Raw genomic sequence first — 17,435 nt, 5'->3', positions numbered from 1 at the left:
CTCACTCCGAATTGTCGAGCTCGAACACATCTGGATGACGCCGGAGCACCCGACGCGCGTAGTAGGCGAAATTGGCCTCGCTACGTTTGGGCCGCAACGTCCAGTCGTGGGCTTCCTGCGCCAGACGTGGAGGCAGCGGCTTGATCTCGCCCGCCGCCATGGCGAGCAGTTGCAGGTGCGCGGCGCGCTCGATGAGATGCGCCAGCGAGCACGCCTCCTCGATGGTCGCACCGACGACCAGTTGCCCGTGATGGGCGAGCAGAATGGCCCGCTTGTCGCCCAGCGCCGCGGAGATGATCTCCCCCTCCTCGTTGCCGACCGGCACGCCGGGCCAGTCGGCCAGGAAGGCGCAGTCGTCGTAGAGCGGCGCGAGATCCATCTGCGAGACCTGCAGCGGCACTTCGAGCATCGACAGCGCCGCGACATGCAGCGAATGGGTGTGCACGATGCAGTTGACGTCGGGCCGGGCACGGTAGATCCAGCTGTGGAAGCGATTGGCCGGGTTGGCCATACCGCCGCCCTCGAGCACGGTCAGGTCCTCGTCGACCAGCAGCAGGTTCGCGTCGGTGATCTCGTCGAAGCCCAGGCCCAGCCGCTGCGTGAGGAACGTACCGGGCGCGGTCGCGCGTGCCGAGATCTGCCCGGCCAGTCCCGAATCGTGTCCGGCATCGGACAGCGCGCGGCAGGTCAGGGCGATCTTCTGCCGATCGGTCCAGGTCCCGGCCGGGATCTCCGTGCGCATGGCGCGTTCGGCGGCCGCCATCAATTCCGGCTTGCCCAGGTTCATCGTCGTCGCCAAGAGCGGAACTCCCTCCAAGAAACCGTGTGCACCATATGACACCTTGTGTCATCAAGATACTCTAGGTTTCCTCACGCGCAACCCCGCGCGTGCAAGCGAGGAGACACCGTGGCCGCCTTCCTGAGATCCCATCGCCGCCGGGCGGGCCTGTCCCTGGACGCCCTGGCCGAGCGCACGGGTCTGACGAAGAGCTACCTCTCCAAGATCGAACGCGGCCTCAGCACGCCGTCCATCGCCGTCGCACTGCGCATCGCGCACGTGCTGGAAGCCGATGTGGCCCAGCTGTTCTCCGACAACCCCGACCGCAGCGCGCTGATGGCGATCGAGCGCGGCAGCGACCGCGTCGCGCCGCCTTCGGCCGGGCCCGCGAACTATCAGCCCCTGGCCACCCAGATCGTCGGCAAGTCCATGCAGCCGTTCGTGGTGACGCCCAGCACCGAACCGGTCGCCGACCACACCGAACATCACGGCGACGAATTCGTCTTCGTCCACAAGGGTGCGGTCGAGGTCTCCATCCCGGGCACCGTGCTGACCCTGAACGAGGGCGACAGCCTCTACTTCGACGCCAATACCCCGCATCGGCTGCGCTCGATCTCCCCGCAGCGGGCCGAGGTGATCATCGTGGTGCACGACCGCGATGCCATCGAAAAGGCCCCGGAACCCAAGGGTTCCGAGGCCGGCTGATCATCGAGCGTTCGCGGCATCACCAATACTGGTCGCGGGGCCGCGGCGCGGGCCGGGTCTGCGGGGTCGGCTGTCGCCGCTGCGGCATCGCGGGCACGCGCGGCTGCACCGGGGTGGCAGCCGGACCGCTGACCGCGAAAGCGCCGTCGTACGCGGATTCGGCGTGCTCGGACTCGTCGATGCCGTTCACCTCCGCCTCACGATCGACGCGGAATCCGATCAGCTTGTGAATGATCCACGCCAGCAGCAGTGTGGCCAGGAACGAATACCCCATCACCGCCAGCGCCGCGATGGCCTGCCGCAGCAATTGGGTCACGCCGCCGCCGTAGAGCAGCCCGTTGCCGCCCGCCGGATTCACCGAGGCATCGGCGAACAGCCCGATCAGCAGCGTCCCCACCAGTCCGCCGACCAGGTGCACGCCGACCACGTCGAGCGAATCGTCATAGCCGAAGCTGAATTTCAGGCTCACCGCGAGCGCACAGCACACCCCGGCGGCGATGCCGATCACCAGCGCACCCACCGTCCCCACGAAACCGCAGGCGGGCGTGATGGCCACCAGCCCGGCGACCGCGCCCGAGGACGCCCCGAGGGTGGTCGGCTTCCCGTCGCGCAGCTGCTCGACAATGATCCACGCCAGCGAGGCCGCACCCGTCGCGATCGTGGTGTTGGTGAACGCCAGCGCGGCGAGATCGCCTGCGGTCAAAGCGGATCCGGCATTGAACCCATACCACCCGAACCACAGCAGTGACGCTCCCAGCAGCGTGAACGGCACATTGTGCGGCCGCGAGACGGTACGCGGCCAGCCCTGCCGCTTGCCGATCACCAACGCCACCGCCAGCGCGGCCGCGCCCGCGTTGATGTGCACCGCGGTGCCACCGGCGAAGTCGAAAGCCTTGAGCCGGTTGACGATCCAGCCGCCCACATCCGCGGAATTACCCGACGAGTCGGTATTGGTGAATCCGGTGGCACTGAAAACCCAATGCGCCACCGGGAAATACACGACCGTCACCCACAATGTCGTGAACGCCAGCCACGCCCAGAATCGCGTCCGCCCCGCGATCGCCCCGCTGATCAGCGCCGTCGTAATGACCGCGAACATCAACTGGAACATCACGAACGCCATGGTCGGAATCTGATGCCCGGCCGGCCCGGACACCGTCCCCTGCGTCATCCGCAGCAGCGTGTGCGACATCCCGCCCACCAGCCCCTGGAAGGCGTCATTACCGAACGCCTCGCTGTACCCGTACAGCAGCCACAGCGTCGAAACGACACCTAGGCAGATGAAATTCATCATCAGCATGTTCAGCACGCTCTTGCCGCCCACCATGCCGCCGTAGAAGAACGCCAGCCCCGGCGTCATCAACATGACCAGCGCCGCGCTGGCCAGCACCCATGCGGTATCTCCCGGATTCACAAACGCACCTCATATCCGACGGAATTCGGGCACAGCATCGAGAACCCCTGTTGCGCCTGGACACACTCCGGCGTTTCGGGACGATGAATTCAGCGTGGTGGCTCGGGTGGCTCGGCGAAATTCACGACGCCGATACCTCGTGCCGGTACGGTCGATGGCGACTACCCGGGGGACCTGTCATCGCTGCCACCGCTCCCCGAATCGATTGAGCTGCAGGACTTGTCATGACAATTGTGTACTCTGCGCCGCAGGTGACCGACGATCGGCGGCGTGAACTTCTCTACGGCGGAGCGGTGTGTGTCTACCCCGCCGACCAAACCTCCACCGCCCTCACCGACTTCGCCCGGGACCTCATCACCGAGGCGTTCGGCGACCTGGATCCCCAGACGGCGCAACACGAACTACCGGTGGCCCGGATGGTGGAGATCCTCGCCGAACTCAAGCCGCGCTTCATCCACCACCCGCGCTCCAAACAACTGGTCGCCGAGCTGATGAAATCCCGGGGCTGCGACGAGAACACCTACTTCGACGTGCCCCGGCTGCGTACCTCGACCTCCGACGGCTACCTGACCACCGGCATCTCCTACGTCTTCCACGCCCACCGCGACACCTGGTACTCGGCCCCGTTCAACCAGATCAACTGGTGGCTGCCGATCTTCCCGGTGACCGAGCACAACGCGATGTGCTTCCACCCCCGCTACTTCGACGCCCCGGTCCGCAATTCCTCCGACGGCTACGACTACGACGAGTGGAACCGCACCTCCCGCTTCAACGCCGCCACCCACGTCGGCGCCGACACCCGCATTCAGCCCAAGATCCTCGACCCCGCCGCCGATCTGGAACCGGCCGTCACGGTCCTCCCCGAACCGGGTGGCCTGATGATGTTCTCCGGCAACCAGTTACATTCCTCGCTGCCCAACACCTCCGGAGTCACCCGCTTCTCCATCGACTTCCGCACCGTGCACGTCGGAGACGTGGCCGCGGTCCGGGGCGCGCGCAATGTGGATTCGGCCTGCACCGGCACCAACCTCCGCGACTTCCTGCACCCGACCACCCTCACCCCGGTCTCGGAGGAGTTGGCGCTCGACTACCAGCGCGCGGTCGGTTCCCTACGCCCCGCCACCACCCACGCCGCGGGCTGAGGCTCAGCGGCGAGCGGTGGCGCGCAGGTCGGCAAGGCTGGTGATCTTCTCCCTGGGCTTGCCGACCGCGAGTCCGCGTTCTACTTCCGCGGAATCGATGGCGCGCCAACCGGTCAGATCGATCGAACCGGGTGCACGCTCCCGCAGCACAGCGGTGAACTGCTCGGCCGAACCGCCGGGTGCTGCCAGCAGCCCGGCGGCATGGTCGGCGAGCAGCCCCGCCACGGTCTGCCGGGCACAGGATTTGTTGGTGCCGATCACACCGGACGGTCCGCGTTTGATCCAACCGGTCGCGTAGACCCCCGTCAGCGGCCGGCAGGTGTTCGGATCATGGACCCGCCCGGCGTCATTGGGGAGTACCCCACGCGCGCTGTTAAAGGGCAGGCCCGGAATCGGGGCGCCCCGGTAGCCGACCGCCCGCAGAATCAGACCGGCCGCAATGTCCTCGTGAGTGCCGGTCGGAACGGCGTCGAGCCCACCGGATGCGTTGCGCTCGAGCCGATTACGGGCGACCCGGATTCCGGTCACCCGGTCGCCGCCGAGGATTTCGACCGGCGCGGCCAAGTAGCGCAGGCTGATCCGGCGGTTGCCGGGAGTGACCGGGCGGCTGGCGTACTCGACGGCGAGCCGAGTCTTGTGCCGCAGCGACGCCGGGCTCGCCGGATCGTCGACCAGAGCGCGGCTCTCGGGATCGAGCGCGACCTCGGCCGGATCGGTGATCACGTCGATGCCGGGCAGCGCCGACAGCGCGAGCAGTTCGGGGGTGGTGTACGCGGCCTGGGCGGGACCACGCCTGCCCAGCACCACGACTTCCTCGATAGTGCTGTCCCGCAACGCCGCTACCGCATGGTCGGCCATATCGGTGCGGGCCAGCCGGTCCGGATCGGCGGCCAGGATGCGGGCGATATCGAGTGCGACATTGCCGTTGCCGATGACGACCGCCCGCGTTCCGGACAGGTCGAAGGTGCGGTCGGCGTAATCGGGGTGGCCGTTGTACCAGTTGACGAACTCGGTCGCGGACGCGCTCCCGGGCAGTTCCTCGCCCGGAATCCCGAGATGGCGATCACCGGCGGCGCCGTAGGCGTAGATGACCGCGTGGTGGTGCTCGAGCAGCTCGGCGTGGCTGATCCGGGAACCGATCTCCACGTCCAGGTACAGGGCGAAGCGCCGGTCGGCCAGCATCGGTTCGAACACTGCCGCAACCGATTTGGTGGATGGGTGATCCGGCGCGACCCCGGCGCGGATGAGACCGCCCGGCGTGGGCAGCCGATCGAACATGGTGACCTCGACGCCGGGATAGGTCAGCAACTCCTGTGCGGCATAGCTGCCCGCCGGACCGGAACCGACCACGGCGACCCGCAATCCCGCGGTGCCGGTGGCCACCACCGGTGTGGGGAGATCGACCGCACCCAGCTGTTGGGTGATCGGATCATGTTCGTAGTGGGCGGCATTGATCTCGAGGTAGCGGGTGTCGACGCCGGTCAGCGCGGAGTCACGGGTGATGGCGCCGACCGGGCAGCTGGGCACGCAGACACCGCAGTCGATGCAGGTGGCCGGGTCGATGTACAGCATCTCGGTGGTCGCGAAACCGGGCTCGTCGGGACCGGGCCGAATGCAGCCGACCGGGCAGACCGCGACGCAGGAGGCGTCGTTGCAGCACGCCTGAGTGATGACGTGGGGCATCAGATTTCCCCCTTCGGGAGCGACTCGACCGCGACCGGGAGGCCGCAGAACGCGGCATTGCCGGAACTGTCGAGCACGGTCGGGTCGGTGATGTCGTTGATGCTTGCCCCGGCCAGCCGGTTGGCGATGCCGAGCCGGGTGCCGGTGCGGGCGTGGCCGAAACCGTGCGGCAGGCTCACGGTGCCCTCGATGATGTCGCGGGTCTGCTCGATATCGACCCGGATCGCACCCACGGCGGAACGCAACAGCGCGGGGCCGTTGCGAAGGCCCAGCCGCGCAGCGTCTTCCGGATGCATCAGCAGATGGTGGCGCGGGTTACCGGCGACCAGCCGCCCGGAGTTGTGGCCCCAGGAGTTGTTGCTGCGCACGTGCCTGCGGCCGATCAGCCGCAGCGGCAACGCCGGATCCGCTGTCTCGTCTGCTCGCAGTTCGGCGGCCAAACGCTCGAGGTCGGTCGCGATCAGCTCCGGGAGCAGGTGGATCTTGCGATCCTTCGTGCGCACGCGATGCGCGAATCCCGTACGCAGCGCGCCAATATCGTGACCGGACGGCGCGGCCAGCAGCTTACCGACCGACAGCCGGTACGGACCGGTCCGCAGTAGCAGATCGACCAGCCGCCGCGGCGAAAGTCGCAGGCGGACTTGGTTTTCGATGCCCTTGGCGGAGGTCAGCGATTGCACGAACCGCAGCCGCGACCCGGCCAGCCGTCGCTGATAGGCCAGGCCCAGATCCCGGAAGATCTCCCAATCATGGCGCGCCCCCTCCGGTTTCGGCAGGACCGCCGGTGAGTACTTGGCCGTGTTCCGCACCGCGAACGCGCGGAAGATCAGGTCGTAGTGATCGCGCTCGAGGGCCGGGGTCGGCGGCAGGATGATGTCGGCGTGCCGGGTGGTCTCATTGAGGTAGAAGTCCACCGCGACCATGAAATCCAGCCCGGCCAGCCCCGCCTCCAGCCCGGTCCCGCCCGGCGTGGACAAGACCGGATTGCCGCTGACGGTGACCAGCGCCCGCACCTGCCCCTCGCCGGGTGTGGTGATCTCCTCGGCCAGCACGGCCACCGGAAGCTCACCGGCGAAGGGCCGCAATCCACGCACGCGACTGCGGCGGGAGCCGAAACCGCCACGGCTGACCAGTTTCGTCATGTCCACCGCCGGATCGGTGAACAGCGTGCCACCGGCACGCCCGAGGTTCCCGGTCACGAGGTTCAGCACCTGAATGGCCCAATGGCACAGGGTGCCGAAGCGCTGCGTGGACACCCCGATCCGCCCGTAGCAGGCGGCACCGTCGGCGGCGGCGAACTCCCGGGCCAGCCGGACGATCGTCGCGGCCGGGACACCGCTGACCCGACTCGCGATCTCCGGGGTGAATTCGGCTACGGCCGTACGCATTTCGGCCGCTTCGGCCACACCGTCGGGAAGTTCGCCGATCCCGTCGCTCAGGATCACGTTGAGCATGGCCAGCAGGACCGCCGCATCGGTGCCCGGCCCGACGAAGACGTGTTCGTCGGCCACCGCCGCGGTCTCGGTGCGGCGCGGATCCACCACGATCACCCGGCCGCCCCGCTCCCGAATCTCCCCCAGCCGCCGCGACATTCCCGGAGCCGTCATCATGCTGCCGTTGGACGCGACCGGATTCGCACCGAACATCAGCAGGAAGCTGGTCCGGTCCAGATCCGGTTCGGGCAGCAGCAACTGGTGGCCGTACAGCAGCCACGACACCACGTGATGCGGCAGCTGATCGACCGAGCTCGCCGCGAAATGATTGCGGGTGCGCAGCATCGACCCGAACAGGGTGCCGTGTGTCATCGCCCCCAGGCTGTGCACGGCCGGATTGCCGAAGTACACCGCGACGGCGTCACCCCCGTGCTCGCGACGGATCCGCACCAGATTCTCGGCCACGGTGGAAATCGCTTCGTCCCAGCCGATTTCCACCCAGCGCTCCCCGATCCGGCGCATGGGGTGCCGCAGCCGATCCGGATCCTGCTGAATATCGACCAGCGACACCGACTTCGGGCACACGTGCCCTCGCGAGAGCGGATCCGCGGCATCCCCGCGGATGTCGGTGATCGCGCCATCGGTCGTGGTCACGGTGATGCCGCAGATCGCCTCGCAGAGATTGCAGGCGGCGTGGTGGACCGTGATGGCAGGCGTTCGACCGCGGTCGGCCATGGCACATGCTCCTTCGATACCCGGACGGTCCGGACACCATAACGTAAAACTGATTCACATTTACGTTCTGGCATGATGCTCCCATGACCGACGCCCCTCGAACCCGGCGCACACCCACGCAAAGCCGCAGCATCGAACGGGTGAAAAGGATCCACGCGGCCGCGCTCGCGCTGGTCGAAGAGGGCGGGGTCGAGGCGGCCACCACCACGGCGATCGCCGAACGCGCGCAGGTCTCCGTCGCCACCCTGTACCAGTTCTTCGCCAACCGCGAAGCCATTCTCGAAGCCCTGATCGGCGGCAAGATCGAACTCCTCGACCGCCGCATGGCCGAGGAACTGGCCGCGGTCCGGGTGGACAGCATCGCGAAGGCCGTCGACATCTTCCTCGACACCCACAACGCGTACTACCTCGAACACCCCGAATTCGTGGTCCTCTACTACCAGGGCCGCACCCGCAGCCCGGGCCTGAACGCCGACGCCCAGGTCCACCTCGACCGCATGGTCGACCTCATCCACGCGGGCCTGGTCGGCAGCGGCCTACTCCCACCCGACACCGACCGCCGCATCCTCCAGATCGCCGTCGAACTCGGCGACCGAATCTTCGAAATGGCCTACCGCGCCAACCCAACCGGCGACCCCGCCATCATCACCGAAGGCAAACTGGCCCTCACCCGCTACCTGGAAGCCCACGGCCAGCCAACCTGATGGCGGCCCGGCGGGTCGCGACGAACGCGGCCCGCCGAGCGATCGTCGACGGTGCTAGAAGTCGAAGGAGTTGTGCCAGGGGCTGATTCGTTCGAAGGCTGCGGCGAGAGTGAGGACGGTGTTGTCCCGGAAGCGGGGGGCCGCGATTTGTAGGCCGACCGGGAATCCGGCGGGCGTGGTGCCCGCGGGAACCGAAATCGCCGGGCCGCCGGTGTAGTTGAAGGGGTGGGTCAGGCACCAGCCGAGGACCGGGTCGACCGTTTCGCCGTCGACGGAGGCGGGACCGACGGTCCAGCCGTCGGCGGCGTTCGGGACACCCGCCACGGCGGTGACGGGGCTGATGATGGCGTCGTAGCGATCGAAGAGCGTGGTGAGGGCGTCGAAGACGGCGGTGCGCAGGAACTGGTCGCGGCGGGTGGCGGCGATGTCGAAGGTGAGGGCGCGGTCGGCCATGTCGCGCAGTTGCGGGGGCAGGTTGTCCCAGGAGAGTGCGCGCAGATCCAGGCCCGCGTCGCCGAAGGTCTCGGTGAGGCCGATCATGGCGGAACCGGTGTAGCGCAGCCAGAGGTCGGTGATCTCGCCGTGTGCGGCGGGGAGGGTGAAGTCGGGCTGTTCGACCAGCACCCCGGCCGACGCCAGCGAATCGGCGGCGGCGTCGATCACGGTGCGCACGTCCGGCGCGACGGGGAAGCCGCCGAGGGTGGGCAGGTAGGCCACGCGCAGACCCTCGGCGGGCTGAAAGACGGCCTCGCGGAAGGCGGTCGGCAGGGGGACGCTGCCCGGATCGCGCGGGTCGAATCCGGCCATGGCCTCCAGCATGAGCACGCAGTCCTCCACCGAACGCGCCAGCGGGCCGTTGCCCATGAAGGGATTGAAGGTGAAGAAGGCGTCGGGGCGCACCACCCCCGCGAGCAGGCCGTAGCTGGGCTTGAGTCCGACCACGCCGCACAGCGCGGCGGGGATGCGGACCGATCCGCCGCCATCGGAACCCTGGGCCAGCGCACACATTCCGGCCGCGACGGCGGCGGCGCTGCCGCCCGAGGAGCCGCCCGCATTGTGCCCGGCGCCCCAGGGCGTACTGGTAGGACCGAACAGTCTGTTATCGGTGGTGGCCTTGTGCCCGAACTCGGGGGTGTTGGTCTTGCCGAGAATGATCGCGCCGAGCTCCTCGAGCCGCGCCACGTGCGGTGCGGTCTCCTCGGGCACATAGGCGGCAAACTCCTTGACCCCGAACGTGTTCGGCACTCCCGCCAGCACATCGAACAGATCCTTGACGGCGATCGGGACGCCGTGCAGCGGCCCGCGCAGCCGCCCGGCGCACACCTCCCGTTCCGCGGTCTTCGCGGCCGCGCGGGCCTGGTCGGCGAGCACGGCGACATAGGCGTTGAGCTGGGGATTCATGGTCTCGATGCGGGCAAGGTACGCGTCGACGAGCTCGACCGGCGACAGCCTGCGACTGCGAATCCGTTGTGCGAGTTCGACTGCGGGGATCAGGACGAGCTCGGTGACATCAGTGTTGGACATGGGCACAGACGGTAACGCCGGAAGCACCTGTGGCTGGCAGTCTTCCAGGTAAACAATAGCCAAATCTGGTTGATACGAGGGTGTTTCAGTTACCTGATCGCTGCAGGTCGGAGTCGGTTTCCGAGACCCAGTTAACACAATTGTCATACAAGCGAATTTAAATTCGTTCGTTGACGGACGCTATCCGCCTCGTCTAACGTCGGTTTCAGATTTCAAACCCCGGTTTTGCATCTCCGTCGTCGCAGACGCAGCCGTGGCGAAGTCTCCAGGGCCAAAACGGGGGGGCCGATGGAGATCTTCCAGAGTCCGACACACTGGAGAATTTTCAGCGCGGCTAATTGTGGAACATGCAGAGGTCGAGTTGTGTCAATGAAGAAATCAGCGTCAATTCCGTGTACGCCCCCGTTCGATAATTGGATCGAACTGCTCGATGCACGTGTAAAAGAAAATGGCGACGAGATCGCATTCGTATTTCTCGACGATGAGGGCCGGGAATCCGACACCCTCACCTATCAGGAGCTCGACCGCCGGGCTCGAGTGCTCGCACACCAGCTGAGCTGCACCGTCTCTCCCGGTGACCGTGCGCTGCTCCTGCATCCGCCGGGCCTCGACTATGTGATCTCGTTCTATGCCTGCCTGTACGCCGGCGTCATCGGAATACCGCTCTTCCCACCCCAGCGATCACGGCTGGAGCATATCGAAGAGGTCGCTCGCGACAGTCGATCGAGCATTGTTGTCAGCACCGCGGAAGCCCTGTCCGGAATGAGCGGGTTCCCGGCCGAAAGCTATACGGCGACACTGCCCCGAATCGCCTCCGATGCAAGTTCGGAATTGCGTGATACTTTTTCGGTATTCACTCCATCCACTTCCGATATCGCCTACCTGCAATACACGTCGGGGTCCACGTCCACCCCGAAGGGCGTAATTATCACGCATCGAATGATGCTGCAGCAGTGCGCCGAACTGGTGGATACCTGGGGCGTGGACACCGACAGCACGGTGGTCTCCTGGCTGCCGCACTTCCATGACTTCGGACAGGTCAGCGGTGTGCTGATGCCGGTGTACGTCGGCATCAGCGCGGTACTGATGGCCCCGTCCACCTTCGTCAAGGAGCCGTTCCGCTGGCTGTCCGCGGTCTCCACCTATCGCGGAACCCACAGTGGCTCACCGAATTTCGCCTTCGATCTGTGTGTCGAGAAGACGACCCCGACCCAGCGCGCCGAACTCGAGCTGAGCAGCTGGCGGCTGATCAGCAATGGCGCGGAACCGGTCCGGAAGCCAACCCTGGATCGCTTCCAGGAGACCTTCGTCCCGTTCGGCCTGCGGACCACCGCGCTGACGCCGGGTTACGGGCTGGCCGAGGCCACGCTCAAGGTCGCCTCCGGCACCCCGCACGCGCCCTTCGTCTCGACCCGCTTCGACAACGAATCGCTGAGTCGGCGCAAGGTGGTGCCGGGCGGCATGTCCGCCTCGACCGAGCTGGTCGGTTGCGGAGCCGGGGTGCTTCCCACCGAAATCGCCATTGTCACACCGGAATCCGGTGAGCGGGTGGCCGAGGGCGAGGTCGGTGAGATCTGGGTGAGCGGCCCGATCGTGGCGCCCGGCTACTGGGACCGCCCCGAGGACAGCGAGCCCGTCTTCCGTGCCCGGATCACCGGCGCCGCGGACGATCGCACCTATCTGCGCACCGGCGACCTCGGTTTCGTGCACGAGGGCGAGCTCTACATCTGCGGCCGCATCAAGAATCTGATGATCGTCAACGGCGTCAACTACTACCTCGAGGACGTCGAGGCGACGGTGGTCAACTGCGACGAATCCCTGCGTGCCGGAGCGGTTCTCGCGTTCTCGGTCGACCGCGACGGGCAGGAGCGCCTGGTGGTGGCCGCCGAGCCCCGCGACACCGACCGGGACCCCGAGCAGCTGGTCGCCACCGTTCACGACGCGATCGTCCGTCAGCACGGCATCGCGCCGAGCGCGATCGTGCTCATCGAGCCGGGCTCCGTGCCCCGCACGACCAGCGGCAAGCTGCGCCGGCAGCGCTGCCAGTCCGACTTCCTCGCCGGTGCGCTGCGCGAGGTCTACCGATGGGAGGCCACCGTGTCGCTCGAAACATCCGACCTCGAAACATCAACCGCCACCAGTGAATCCGCCGCCGCCATGCCGTCGATGCGCGCGCTGGTGCAGCAGGGCCTACTGGCGGCGACGGTGGAATGGCTCACCAAGCAGCTGCAGGGCGGACCGGTCGACCTCACCCGGTCGCTGGCCGAGCTCGGTCTCGCGTCGCTGGACCAGATGACCTTGCACGAGCACCTCGAGACCTGGTCGGGGAAGCGCTTCCCGCCCGAATACCTCTGGGACGCAGCATCTGTCACCGCGATGACCGACTCTATCGCCGGGTACCTCACCGCGACCGCGCAGCCCGCCCCGGCCGCCGACCCGGCAGTCGGAGCGCGCTGAGATGAGAATCCGATCCGCGGTCGCGGGCCTGCCCTCGCGCACGGTCAGCAATGCCGATATCACCACCCTCATCGCCGAGCACAGCGTGGCCGGCTTCGACGGCGACCTGGACGACGCCCTGCGCAAGGTGGAGTACTACCTCAAGTACGCGGGCTCGGACACCCGGCAGTGGCTCGACGCCGGTGAACGCCCGATCGACCTGCTGCGGACGGCCGCGAACCGGGCGCTGGAGCAGGCCGAATTGCGCCGCGAGGACATCGATCTGCTGATCTACACCGGCATCGGCCGCGGCTTCATCGAACCGGGCGGCGCGTACCACAGCGCCGCCGCGATCGGTCTGCCGAACGCGCACTGCTTCGACATCCTGGACGCCTGCATGAGCTGGACGCGGGCCGTGCAGGTGAGCGAATCCCTTTTCCGCACCGGGCAATTCCGCAACGCGCTGATCGTCAACGCCGAATTCAACCTGCGCTGGGCGGTGTGGTCTTCCCGCAGCTGTTCTCGATGCCCCGGCTCGAGGCGCTGGAGTCGACCTTCCCGGCCTACACCCTGGGCGAGGCCGCGACCGCGACCGTGCTCACGGCCGAGGACAACGAGCCCTGGGAGTTTCGTTTCGCGTCCCGGCCCGATCTCGCGCCGCTGTGCAATGTGACCCTCGACGGCTACGAGGGCTACTGCGATCCCTCGGACAAGCTGGCCGCGAACGGTGTCGGCTTCTTCACCTCCTTCGGCTTCGAGATGCACGAGCAGGGCGCGGCCGACGCGCACGCGGTCTTCGAACGCCTCGACCCGCCCCTCGACGAGGTGAAGGCCCTGTTCACCCACGCCTCGAGCAAGCGCTACTGGCAGGGCATGGCGGACAAGGCCGGGCTGGGCTCGGTCATCCACCACGTCTTCGACCGCACCGGGAATGTGGTGTCCGCGTCGGTGCCCGCGGCCATCGCCTCGGCGCTCGAACAGGGCCTGGTGCGGCCCGGCGACCGGGCCGTCGGCTGGGTCGGCAGTGCCGGAATGTCTTTCGGCGCTTTCTCTTTCGTCTTCTGACATCGATCGGATCAGGTGAGGTTCAGTGTTCGGACATCTGGCCAAGGCGACCGCGTACACCGCGCTGGGAGCGGCCGAATACACGCTGGCGTCGATCCGGCACAAGGAGATCGACGCCGAACAGCGGCGCGCCGACTCCATCCTGCAATTCCTGCTGCGCATGGGGCCCATCTACATCAAGATGGGCCAGATCGCCGCCACCCGTTCGGATCTGCTGCCGCCGTCCTGGGTGGACACCCTGCGCGTGCTCCAGGATCAGACTCCGCACATGACGCCGGAGCAGTCCCGGGCCGCGCTGGAGCGCGAATTGGGCGGACCGCTCGAAAAGACCTTCGCGGCAATCGATCTCACCCCCATTGCCAGCGCCTCGGTCGCGCAGGTGCACATCGGTGAGCTGCCCGACGGGCGCAAGGTCGCCGTCAAGCTGGTCAAGAACACCGTGCCGGAGCAGATCGACCAAAGCCTCACGGCCATCGGCTCTTTGGTGAAGCTGATCGATCGCGCCGCCCCGCAGGTCCGGGAACTGGGCCTGCCCGGCCGCTTCGCCGAGGTGGCACGGCTGCTGCGCCCGCAGGCCGATATGACCTACGAGGCCCGTCAGCAGCAGCGGATCCACAAGAACTTCAAATCCCATCCCTATGTGCTGGTCCCCGCGGTGATCCCGGAACTGGTCACCTCCCGCATGCTGGTCATGGAGTTCATGGACGGCATACCCGGAAAGCTCGCGCACACGGTCGATTTCCCGGACAGCCGGCTCGCGCAGCGCCTCCAGGACGTCATCTACACCATGCTGTACATGCACGGCGTCTGCCACGGCGACCCACATCCGGGCAATGTGCTGTTCACCCCCGACGGCAAACTGGTGCTGCTGGACTACGGCGTCACGGTGGAGCTGACCGAGGACGAGAAGTGGGGGCTGTCGTCGTTCTACTACGCCTGCACCCGCAAGGAATGGGATATCGCGATCGATCGCTTCACCCGCTACTTCGTGGTGGCCGGTGACAAGCTCGAGCGCGAACGGGCCACCTACGACGCGGAGATGGCCGAGGTGCTGCGATACCACTTCGACGTCAGCTCCAGCCAGTGGTCCACCATCTCCTACTTCAACGACGTGAACGGCGTACTGCGCAAATATGATTCGCGCTACACGACCAACTTCACGAAGGTCGAGCTGGTCTTCCTGTCCTGCGAGGGTTTCGCCACCCAGATCGACAAGGACATCGATATCTGGGCCAACGCGCGCAAGTTCACCGACCGGTACTCGCCGTACATGAACGCCGAGGTCGAGAAGCGGTTCGCCGTCGACTTCGAACGCCAGATGCCCGCGTCTCTCGCCCTGCGCGACCGCGCCCGCTCCAGTCTGGTCGCACCCACGCACATCGACCGCTACTTCTTCCCGAGCGGATTCCCGGTCTTCGTCGCCGAGGCGTCCGGCGGCAGCGTGCGCGACTACGACGGCAACGAGTACATCGACCTGTCCGGCGGTTACGGCCCGCACCTGCTCGGCTACGCCCATCCCGCGATCAACGCCGCCATCGCCGAGGGCACGGCCCGTGGACTGGTCAACGGCATCGGCAATCGCGCCGAGATCGAGCTCGCCGAACTCCTGGTGGATGCCTTCCCGGCCGCGGACAAAGCGCTGCTGTGCAATTCGGGCACCGAGGCCGTGCTGTTCGCCATCCGGATGTGCCGCGGCTACCGCCGCAAGAACATGGTCGCCAAGTTCGAGGGCCACTATCACGGCTTCTCCGATCAGGGCATGGTCAGCTCGTGGTTCCGGTTCTCCGGTGATCGCGATCAGCCGGAGCCGGTGGCCGGATCGCTGGGCGTGGACCCGGGCACGGTGTCCAACACCCTGGTCATGCAGTACGGCGACATCCCGGGCCTGGTCCGGCTGCGCGAGCACGCCGCGGAGCTGGCCTGCGTCGTGCTGGAACCCATGCCGACCTCGGTGGTGGCCCTGCACCACGACTTCCTGGTCGAATTGCGGCGGCTGTGCACCGAACTCGGCATCCCGCTGGTCTTCGACGAGGTGGTCTCCGGCTTCCGGGTCGCCTACGGCGGTGTCCAGGTGATGGCCGATATCCATCCGGACCTCACCGCCCTGGGCAAGGTGATCGGTGGTGGCCTGCCCTGCGGCGCGGTGGTCGGGCGGGCCGAGCTCGTCGATATGGCCAAGAGTTCGCAGGATCCGTTCTTCGACTACGAGAACAAGGTTTTCGCGGGCGGCACGCTCAGCGGCAATTCGCTGACCTGCGCGGCCGGGCTCGGCGCGCTGCGGCATCTGCGCGACAACCAGGAGATCTACACCGCGCTCGACCAGCAGACGCAACGTCTCGCGACCATGCTGCGCGAGGCCGCCGACTCCCGCGATGTCGCCTGCCGCATCAATGCCCGCAATTCCATCTTCTCGCTCAATTTCAGCCATCGCGAGGCGGGGCTGTACCGGGAACGCATGGCGGGCAGCAACTTCAAGGCCACCATCGCGCTGGCCTACTACATGCGCAAGCACCAGGTGTATCTGCCGGAGCTGCACAGCTTCCTGATCAGCGCCGCGCACACCGGCGAGGACCTGGACCAGGTGGCGCACGCCTTCGAGAAGAGCCTCGACGAGATGCTCGCCGATCAATTGTTCGTCGTCTGATCTGTTCGACGAAGTCCCCCAAACGAATTCAGTTCAGGAGTTACCGCATGCGATTCATGCAACGCGAACGCGAAACCACCGAGCGCTTCCTGCCCGGCCTCGCGGCCGCGATCGCCGATGTGCCACTGGAGCAGCTCGAATCGGCTGCCAGCCCCGGCCTTTCGCTGTTCCGTGAGGCGGGCGGCACCGGTCTGCTCATCGGCAAGCAGAGCGGTGGCTGCGGCGCCGACCTGCTGGAGGCGGCCCGGGTGCACCGCATGCTGGGCGCATGGTCGCCGTCGCTGGCCATCGCGGTGAACATGCACTCGTGCACCGTCGCCGCCATGCCGCCCGGCCCGGCCACCGAGGCCCTGCTGGACATGGTCGCCGGCGGCAAGCTGTACCTGGCTTCGGCCTTCGCCGAGGGGATTCCGGGCGCGAGCGTCATCACCCCGAAGCTGCGCGGTGAGCGCATCGAGGGCGGCTGGAAGATCAGCGGCAGCAAGAAGCCGTGCAGCCTGTCCAAGTCCATGGACATCCTCACCGCCAGCGTGCTGCTCCGCCCCGACGGCGCAGACGAGGACCAGCTCGCCCTGGTCGTCATCCCGGCCGCCTCGCCCGGCATCGAGGTGCGCACGCTCACCGACAGCCCGGTCTTCCCCGGTTCGGAGACCGACGAGGTGATCCTCACCGATGTCGAGGTCGGCGATGACTCGGTCTCCTTCTTCGGCACCACCGACTCCCTCAACGAGGCACTCGGCGCGGCCTGGCTGACCTTCAGCGTGCTGGTCTCCGCCTGTTACCTCGGCATCGCCAGCGGCTTGGTCGCGCGGGTGCTCGACGGCCGTCGCGGCACCGCCGCCGAGCGCATGACCATGGTCGGCGACCTCGAAACCGCCATGGCCGCCATCGAAGCCGTGGCGACCGAGATCGGCCAGGGCTCCTTCGAGCCCGACACCGTGGCCCGCGCCCTGCACCTGCGCTTCGCCACCCAACGGGTCATCGAGCGCACCTCCGCGCTGGCGACCGAACTGCTCGGCGGCATCGCCTTCCTGACCGGCAGTAGCGCGCACCTGTACACCGCGTGCCGGGCGCTGGCCTTCCACCCGCCCGCCCGCACGAACATCGCGGAACCGCTGGATCGATTCCTGGCGGGCGAGCCGCTGATCGTCGCCTGAGCGCCTCCCGTACCG

13 protein-coding genes are annotated in these 17,435 nt (G+C 67.2%); 8 read left to right on the top strand and 5 right to left on the bottom strand.

Translation table 11 applies throughout. The features are described 5' to 3' along the window. Nucleotide 1: 1 nt before the first annotated feature. Nucleotides 2-787, bottom strand: coding sequence for an aldolase (locus ACYVN4_RS04180; protein WP_460718360.1), 786 nt, complete (start codon nt 785-787; stop codon nt 2-4). 120 nt (nt 788-907) lie between these two features. Here ACYVN4_RS04180 and ACYVN4_RS04175 point away from each other — a divergent pair, with 120 nt between their 5' ends. Beyond that, nucleotides 908-1,483: a helix-turn-helix domain-containing protein gene (locus ACYVN4_RS04175; protein WP_460717869.1), complete on the top strand. Its 576-nt coding sequence runs from the start codon at nt 908-910 to the stop codon at nt 1,481-1,483. A 19-nt stretch (nt 1,484-1,502) separates the two neighbouring features. Here the strand turns inward: ACYVN4_RS04175 and ACYVN4_RS04170 are convergent, their stop codons facing one another. Then, nucleotides 1,503-2,897: an ammonium transporter gene (locus ACYVN4_RS04170; protein WP_460717868.1), complete on the bottom strand. Its 1,395-nt coding sequence runs from the start codon at nt 2,895-2,897 to the stop codon at nt 1,503-1,505. A 224-nt stretch (nt 2,898-3,121) separates the two neighbouring features. Between ACYVN4_RS04170 and ACYVN4_RS04165 the strand changes: the two genes are divergently transcribed. Further along, nucleotides 3,122-4,039, top strand: coding sequence for a phytanoyl-CoA dioxygenase family protein (locus tag ACYVN4_RS04165; RefSeq protein WP_460717867.1), 918 nt, complete (start codon nt 3,122-3,124; stop codon nt 4,037-4,039). Nucleotides 4,040-4,042: 3 nt separating this feature from the next. On the opposite strand, the gene ACYVN4_RS04160 is transcribed toward ACYVN4_RS04165, so the two are convergent. Both ACYVN4_RS04160 and ACYVN4_RS04155 read right to left on the bottom strand, forming a co-directional pair. Then, the gene (locus ACYVN4_RS04160) at nt 4,043-5,722 is read right to left on the bottom strand and encodes an FAD-dependent oxidoreductase (protein ID WP_460717866.1); all 1,680 of its coding nucleotides are present in this window, start codon (nt 5,720-5,722) and stop codon (nt 4,043-4,045) included. Continuing rightward, nucleotides 5,722-7,890, bottom strand: a complete 2,169-nt coding sequence (locus tag ACYVN4_RS04155) for a molybdopterin-dependent oxidoreductase (protein WP_460717865.1) — start codon at nt 7,888-7,890, stop codon at nt 5,722-5,724. The genes ACYVN4_RS04160 and ACYVN4_RS04155 overlap by 1 nt, the downstream gene beginning before the upstream one ends. An 83-nt stretch (nt 7,891-7,973) precedes the next feature. On the opposite strand from ACYVN4_RS04155, the gene ACYVN4_RS04150 reads away from it, so the two are divergent. Further along, nucleotides 7,974-8,594 carry a TetR/AcrR family transcriptional regulator gene (locus tag ACYVN4_RS04150; RefSeq protein WP_460717864.1) on the top strand — a complete coding sequence of 207 codons (621 nt, stop codon included), beginning with the start codon at nt 7,974-7,976 and terminating at the stop codon, nt 8,592-8,594. Between the two features lie 54 nt (nt 8,595-8,648). Here the strand turns inward: ACYVN4_RS04150 and ACYVN4_RS04145 are convergent, their stop codons facing one another. Beyond that, nucleotides 8,649-10,118: an amidase gene (locus tag ACYVN4_RS04145; protein ID WP_460717863.1), complete on the bottom strand. Its 1,470-nt coding sequence runs from the start codon at nt 10,116-10,118 to the stop codon at nt 8,649-8,651. 369 nt (nt 10,119-10,487) lie between these two features. On the opposite strand from ACYVN4_RS04145, the gene ACYVN4_RS04140 reads away from it, so the two are divergent. From ACYVN4_RS04140 to ACYVN4_RS04120, 5 genes are read left to right on the top strand one after another with little or no spacing between them, the layout of a single operon-like run. Continuing rightward, on the top strand, nt 10,488-12,575 hold the full coding sequence (locus tag ACYVN4_RS04140) for an AMP-binding protein (protein WP_460717862.1): 2,088 nt from the start codon (nt 10,488-10,490) through the stop codon (nt 12,573-12,575). Between the two features lies 1 nt (nt 12,576). Then, entirely contained in the window at nt 12,577-13,227 is a 651-nt protein-coding gene (locus ACYVN4_RS04135) for a beta-ketoacyl-[acyl-carrier-protein] synthase family protein (RefSeq protein WP_460717861.1), read from the top strand. After that, entirely contained in the window at nt 13,224-13,619 is a 396-nt protein-coding gene (locus tag ACYVN4_RS04130) for a 3-oxoacyl-[acyl-carrier-protein] synthase III C-terminal domain-containing protein (protein ID WP_460717860.1), read from the top strand. Before ACYVN4_RS04135 ends, ACYVN4_RS04130 begins: the two co-directional genes overlap by 4 nt. Before the next feature lie 25 nt (nt 13,620-13,644). Continuing rightward, the gene (locus ACYVN4_RS04125) at nt 13,645-16,263 is read left to right on the top strand and encodes an aminotransferase class III-fold pyridoxal phosphate-dependent enzyme (RefSeq protein WP_460717859.1); all 2,619 of its coding nucleotides are present in this window, start codon (nt 13,645-13,647) and stop codon (nt 16,261-16,263) included. 47 nt (nt 16,264-16,310) lie between these two features. Next, nucleotides 16,311-17,420, top strand: a complete 1,110-nt coding sequence (locus tag ACYVN4_RS04120) for an acyl-CoA dehydrogenase family protein (RefSeq protein ID WP_460717858.1) — start codon at nt 16,311-16,313, stop codon at nt 17,418-17,420. Nucleotides 17,421-17,435: the final 15 nt, after the last annotated feature.

The organism is Nocardia heshunensis, assembly GCF_054782115.1.
The sequence above is the reverse complement of the archived record's forward strand: the minus strand, read 5'-3'. Positions and strand labels throughout refer to the sequence as shown.

What these genes read in the sequence shown, in the direction of transcription:
- ACYVN4_RS04140 (WP_460717862.1), top strand. Translation starts at nt 10,488, where the DNA reads ATGAAGAAATCAGCGTCAATTCCGTGTACGCCCCCGTTCGATAATTGG.
- ACYVN4_RS04180 (WP_460718360.1), bottom strand. Translation starts at nt 787, where the DNA reads ATGAACCTGGGCAAGCCGGAATTGATGGCGGCCGCCGAACGCGCCATG.
- ACYVN4_RS04160 (WP_460717866.1), bottom strand. Translation starts at nt 5,722, where the DNA reads ATGCCCCACGTCATCACTCAGGCGTGCTGCAACGACGCCTCCTGCGTC.
- ACYVN4_RS04155 (WP_460717865.1), bottom strand. Translation starts at nt 7,890, where the DNA reads ATGGCCGACCGCGGTCGAACGCCTGCCATCACGGTCCACCACGCCGCC.
- ACYVN4_RS04150 (WP_460717864.1), top strand. Translation starts at nt 7,974, where the DNA reads ATGACCGACGCCCCTCGAACCCGGCGCACACCCACGCAAAGCCGCAGC.
- ACYVN4_RS04165 (WP_460717867.1), top strand. Translation starts at nt 3,122, where the DNA reads ATGACAATTGTGTACTCTGCGCCGCAGGTGACCGACGATCGGCGGCGT.
- ACYVN4_RS04120 (WP_460717858.1), top strand. Translation starts at nt 16,311, where the DNA reads ATGCGATTCATGCAACGCGAACGCGAAACCACCGAGCGCTTCCTGCCC.
- ACYVN4_RS04145 (WP_460717863.1), bottom strand. Translation starts at nt 10,118, where the DNA reads ATGTCCAACACTGATGTCACCGAGCTCGTCCTGATCCCCGCAGTCGAA.
- ACYVN4_RS04135 (WP_460717861.1), top strand. Translation starts at nt 12,577, where the DNA reads ATGAGAATCCGATCCGCGGTCGCGGGCCTGCCCTCGCGCACGGTCAGC.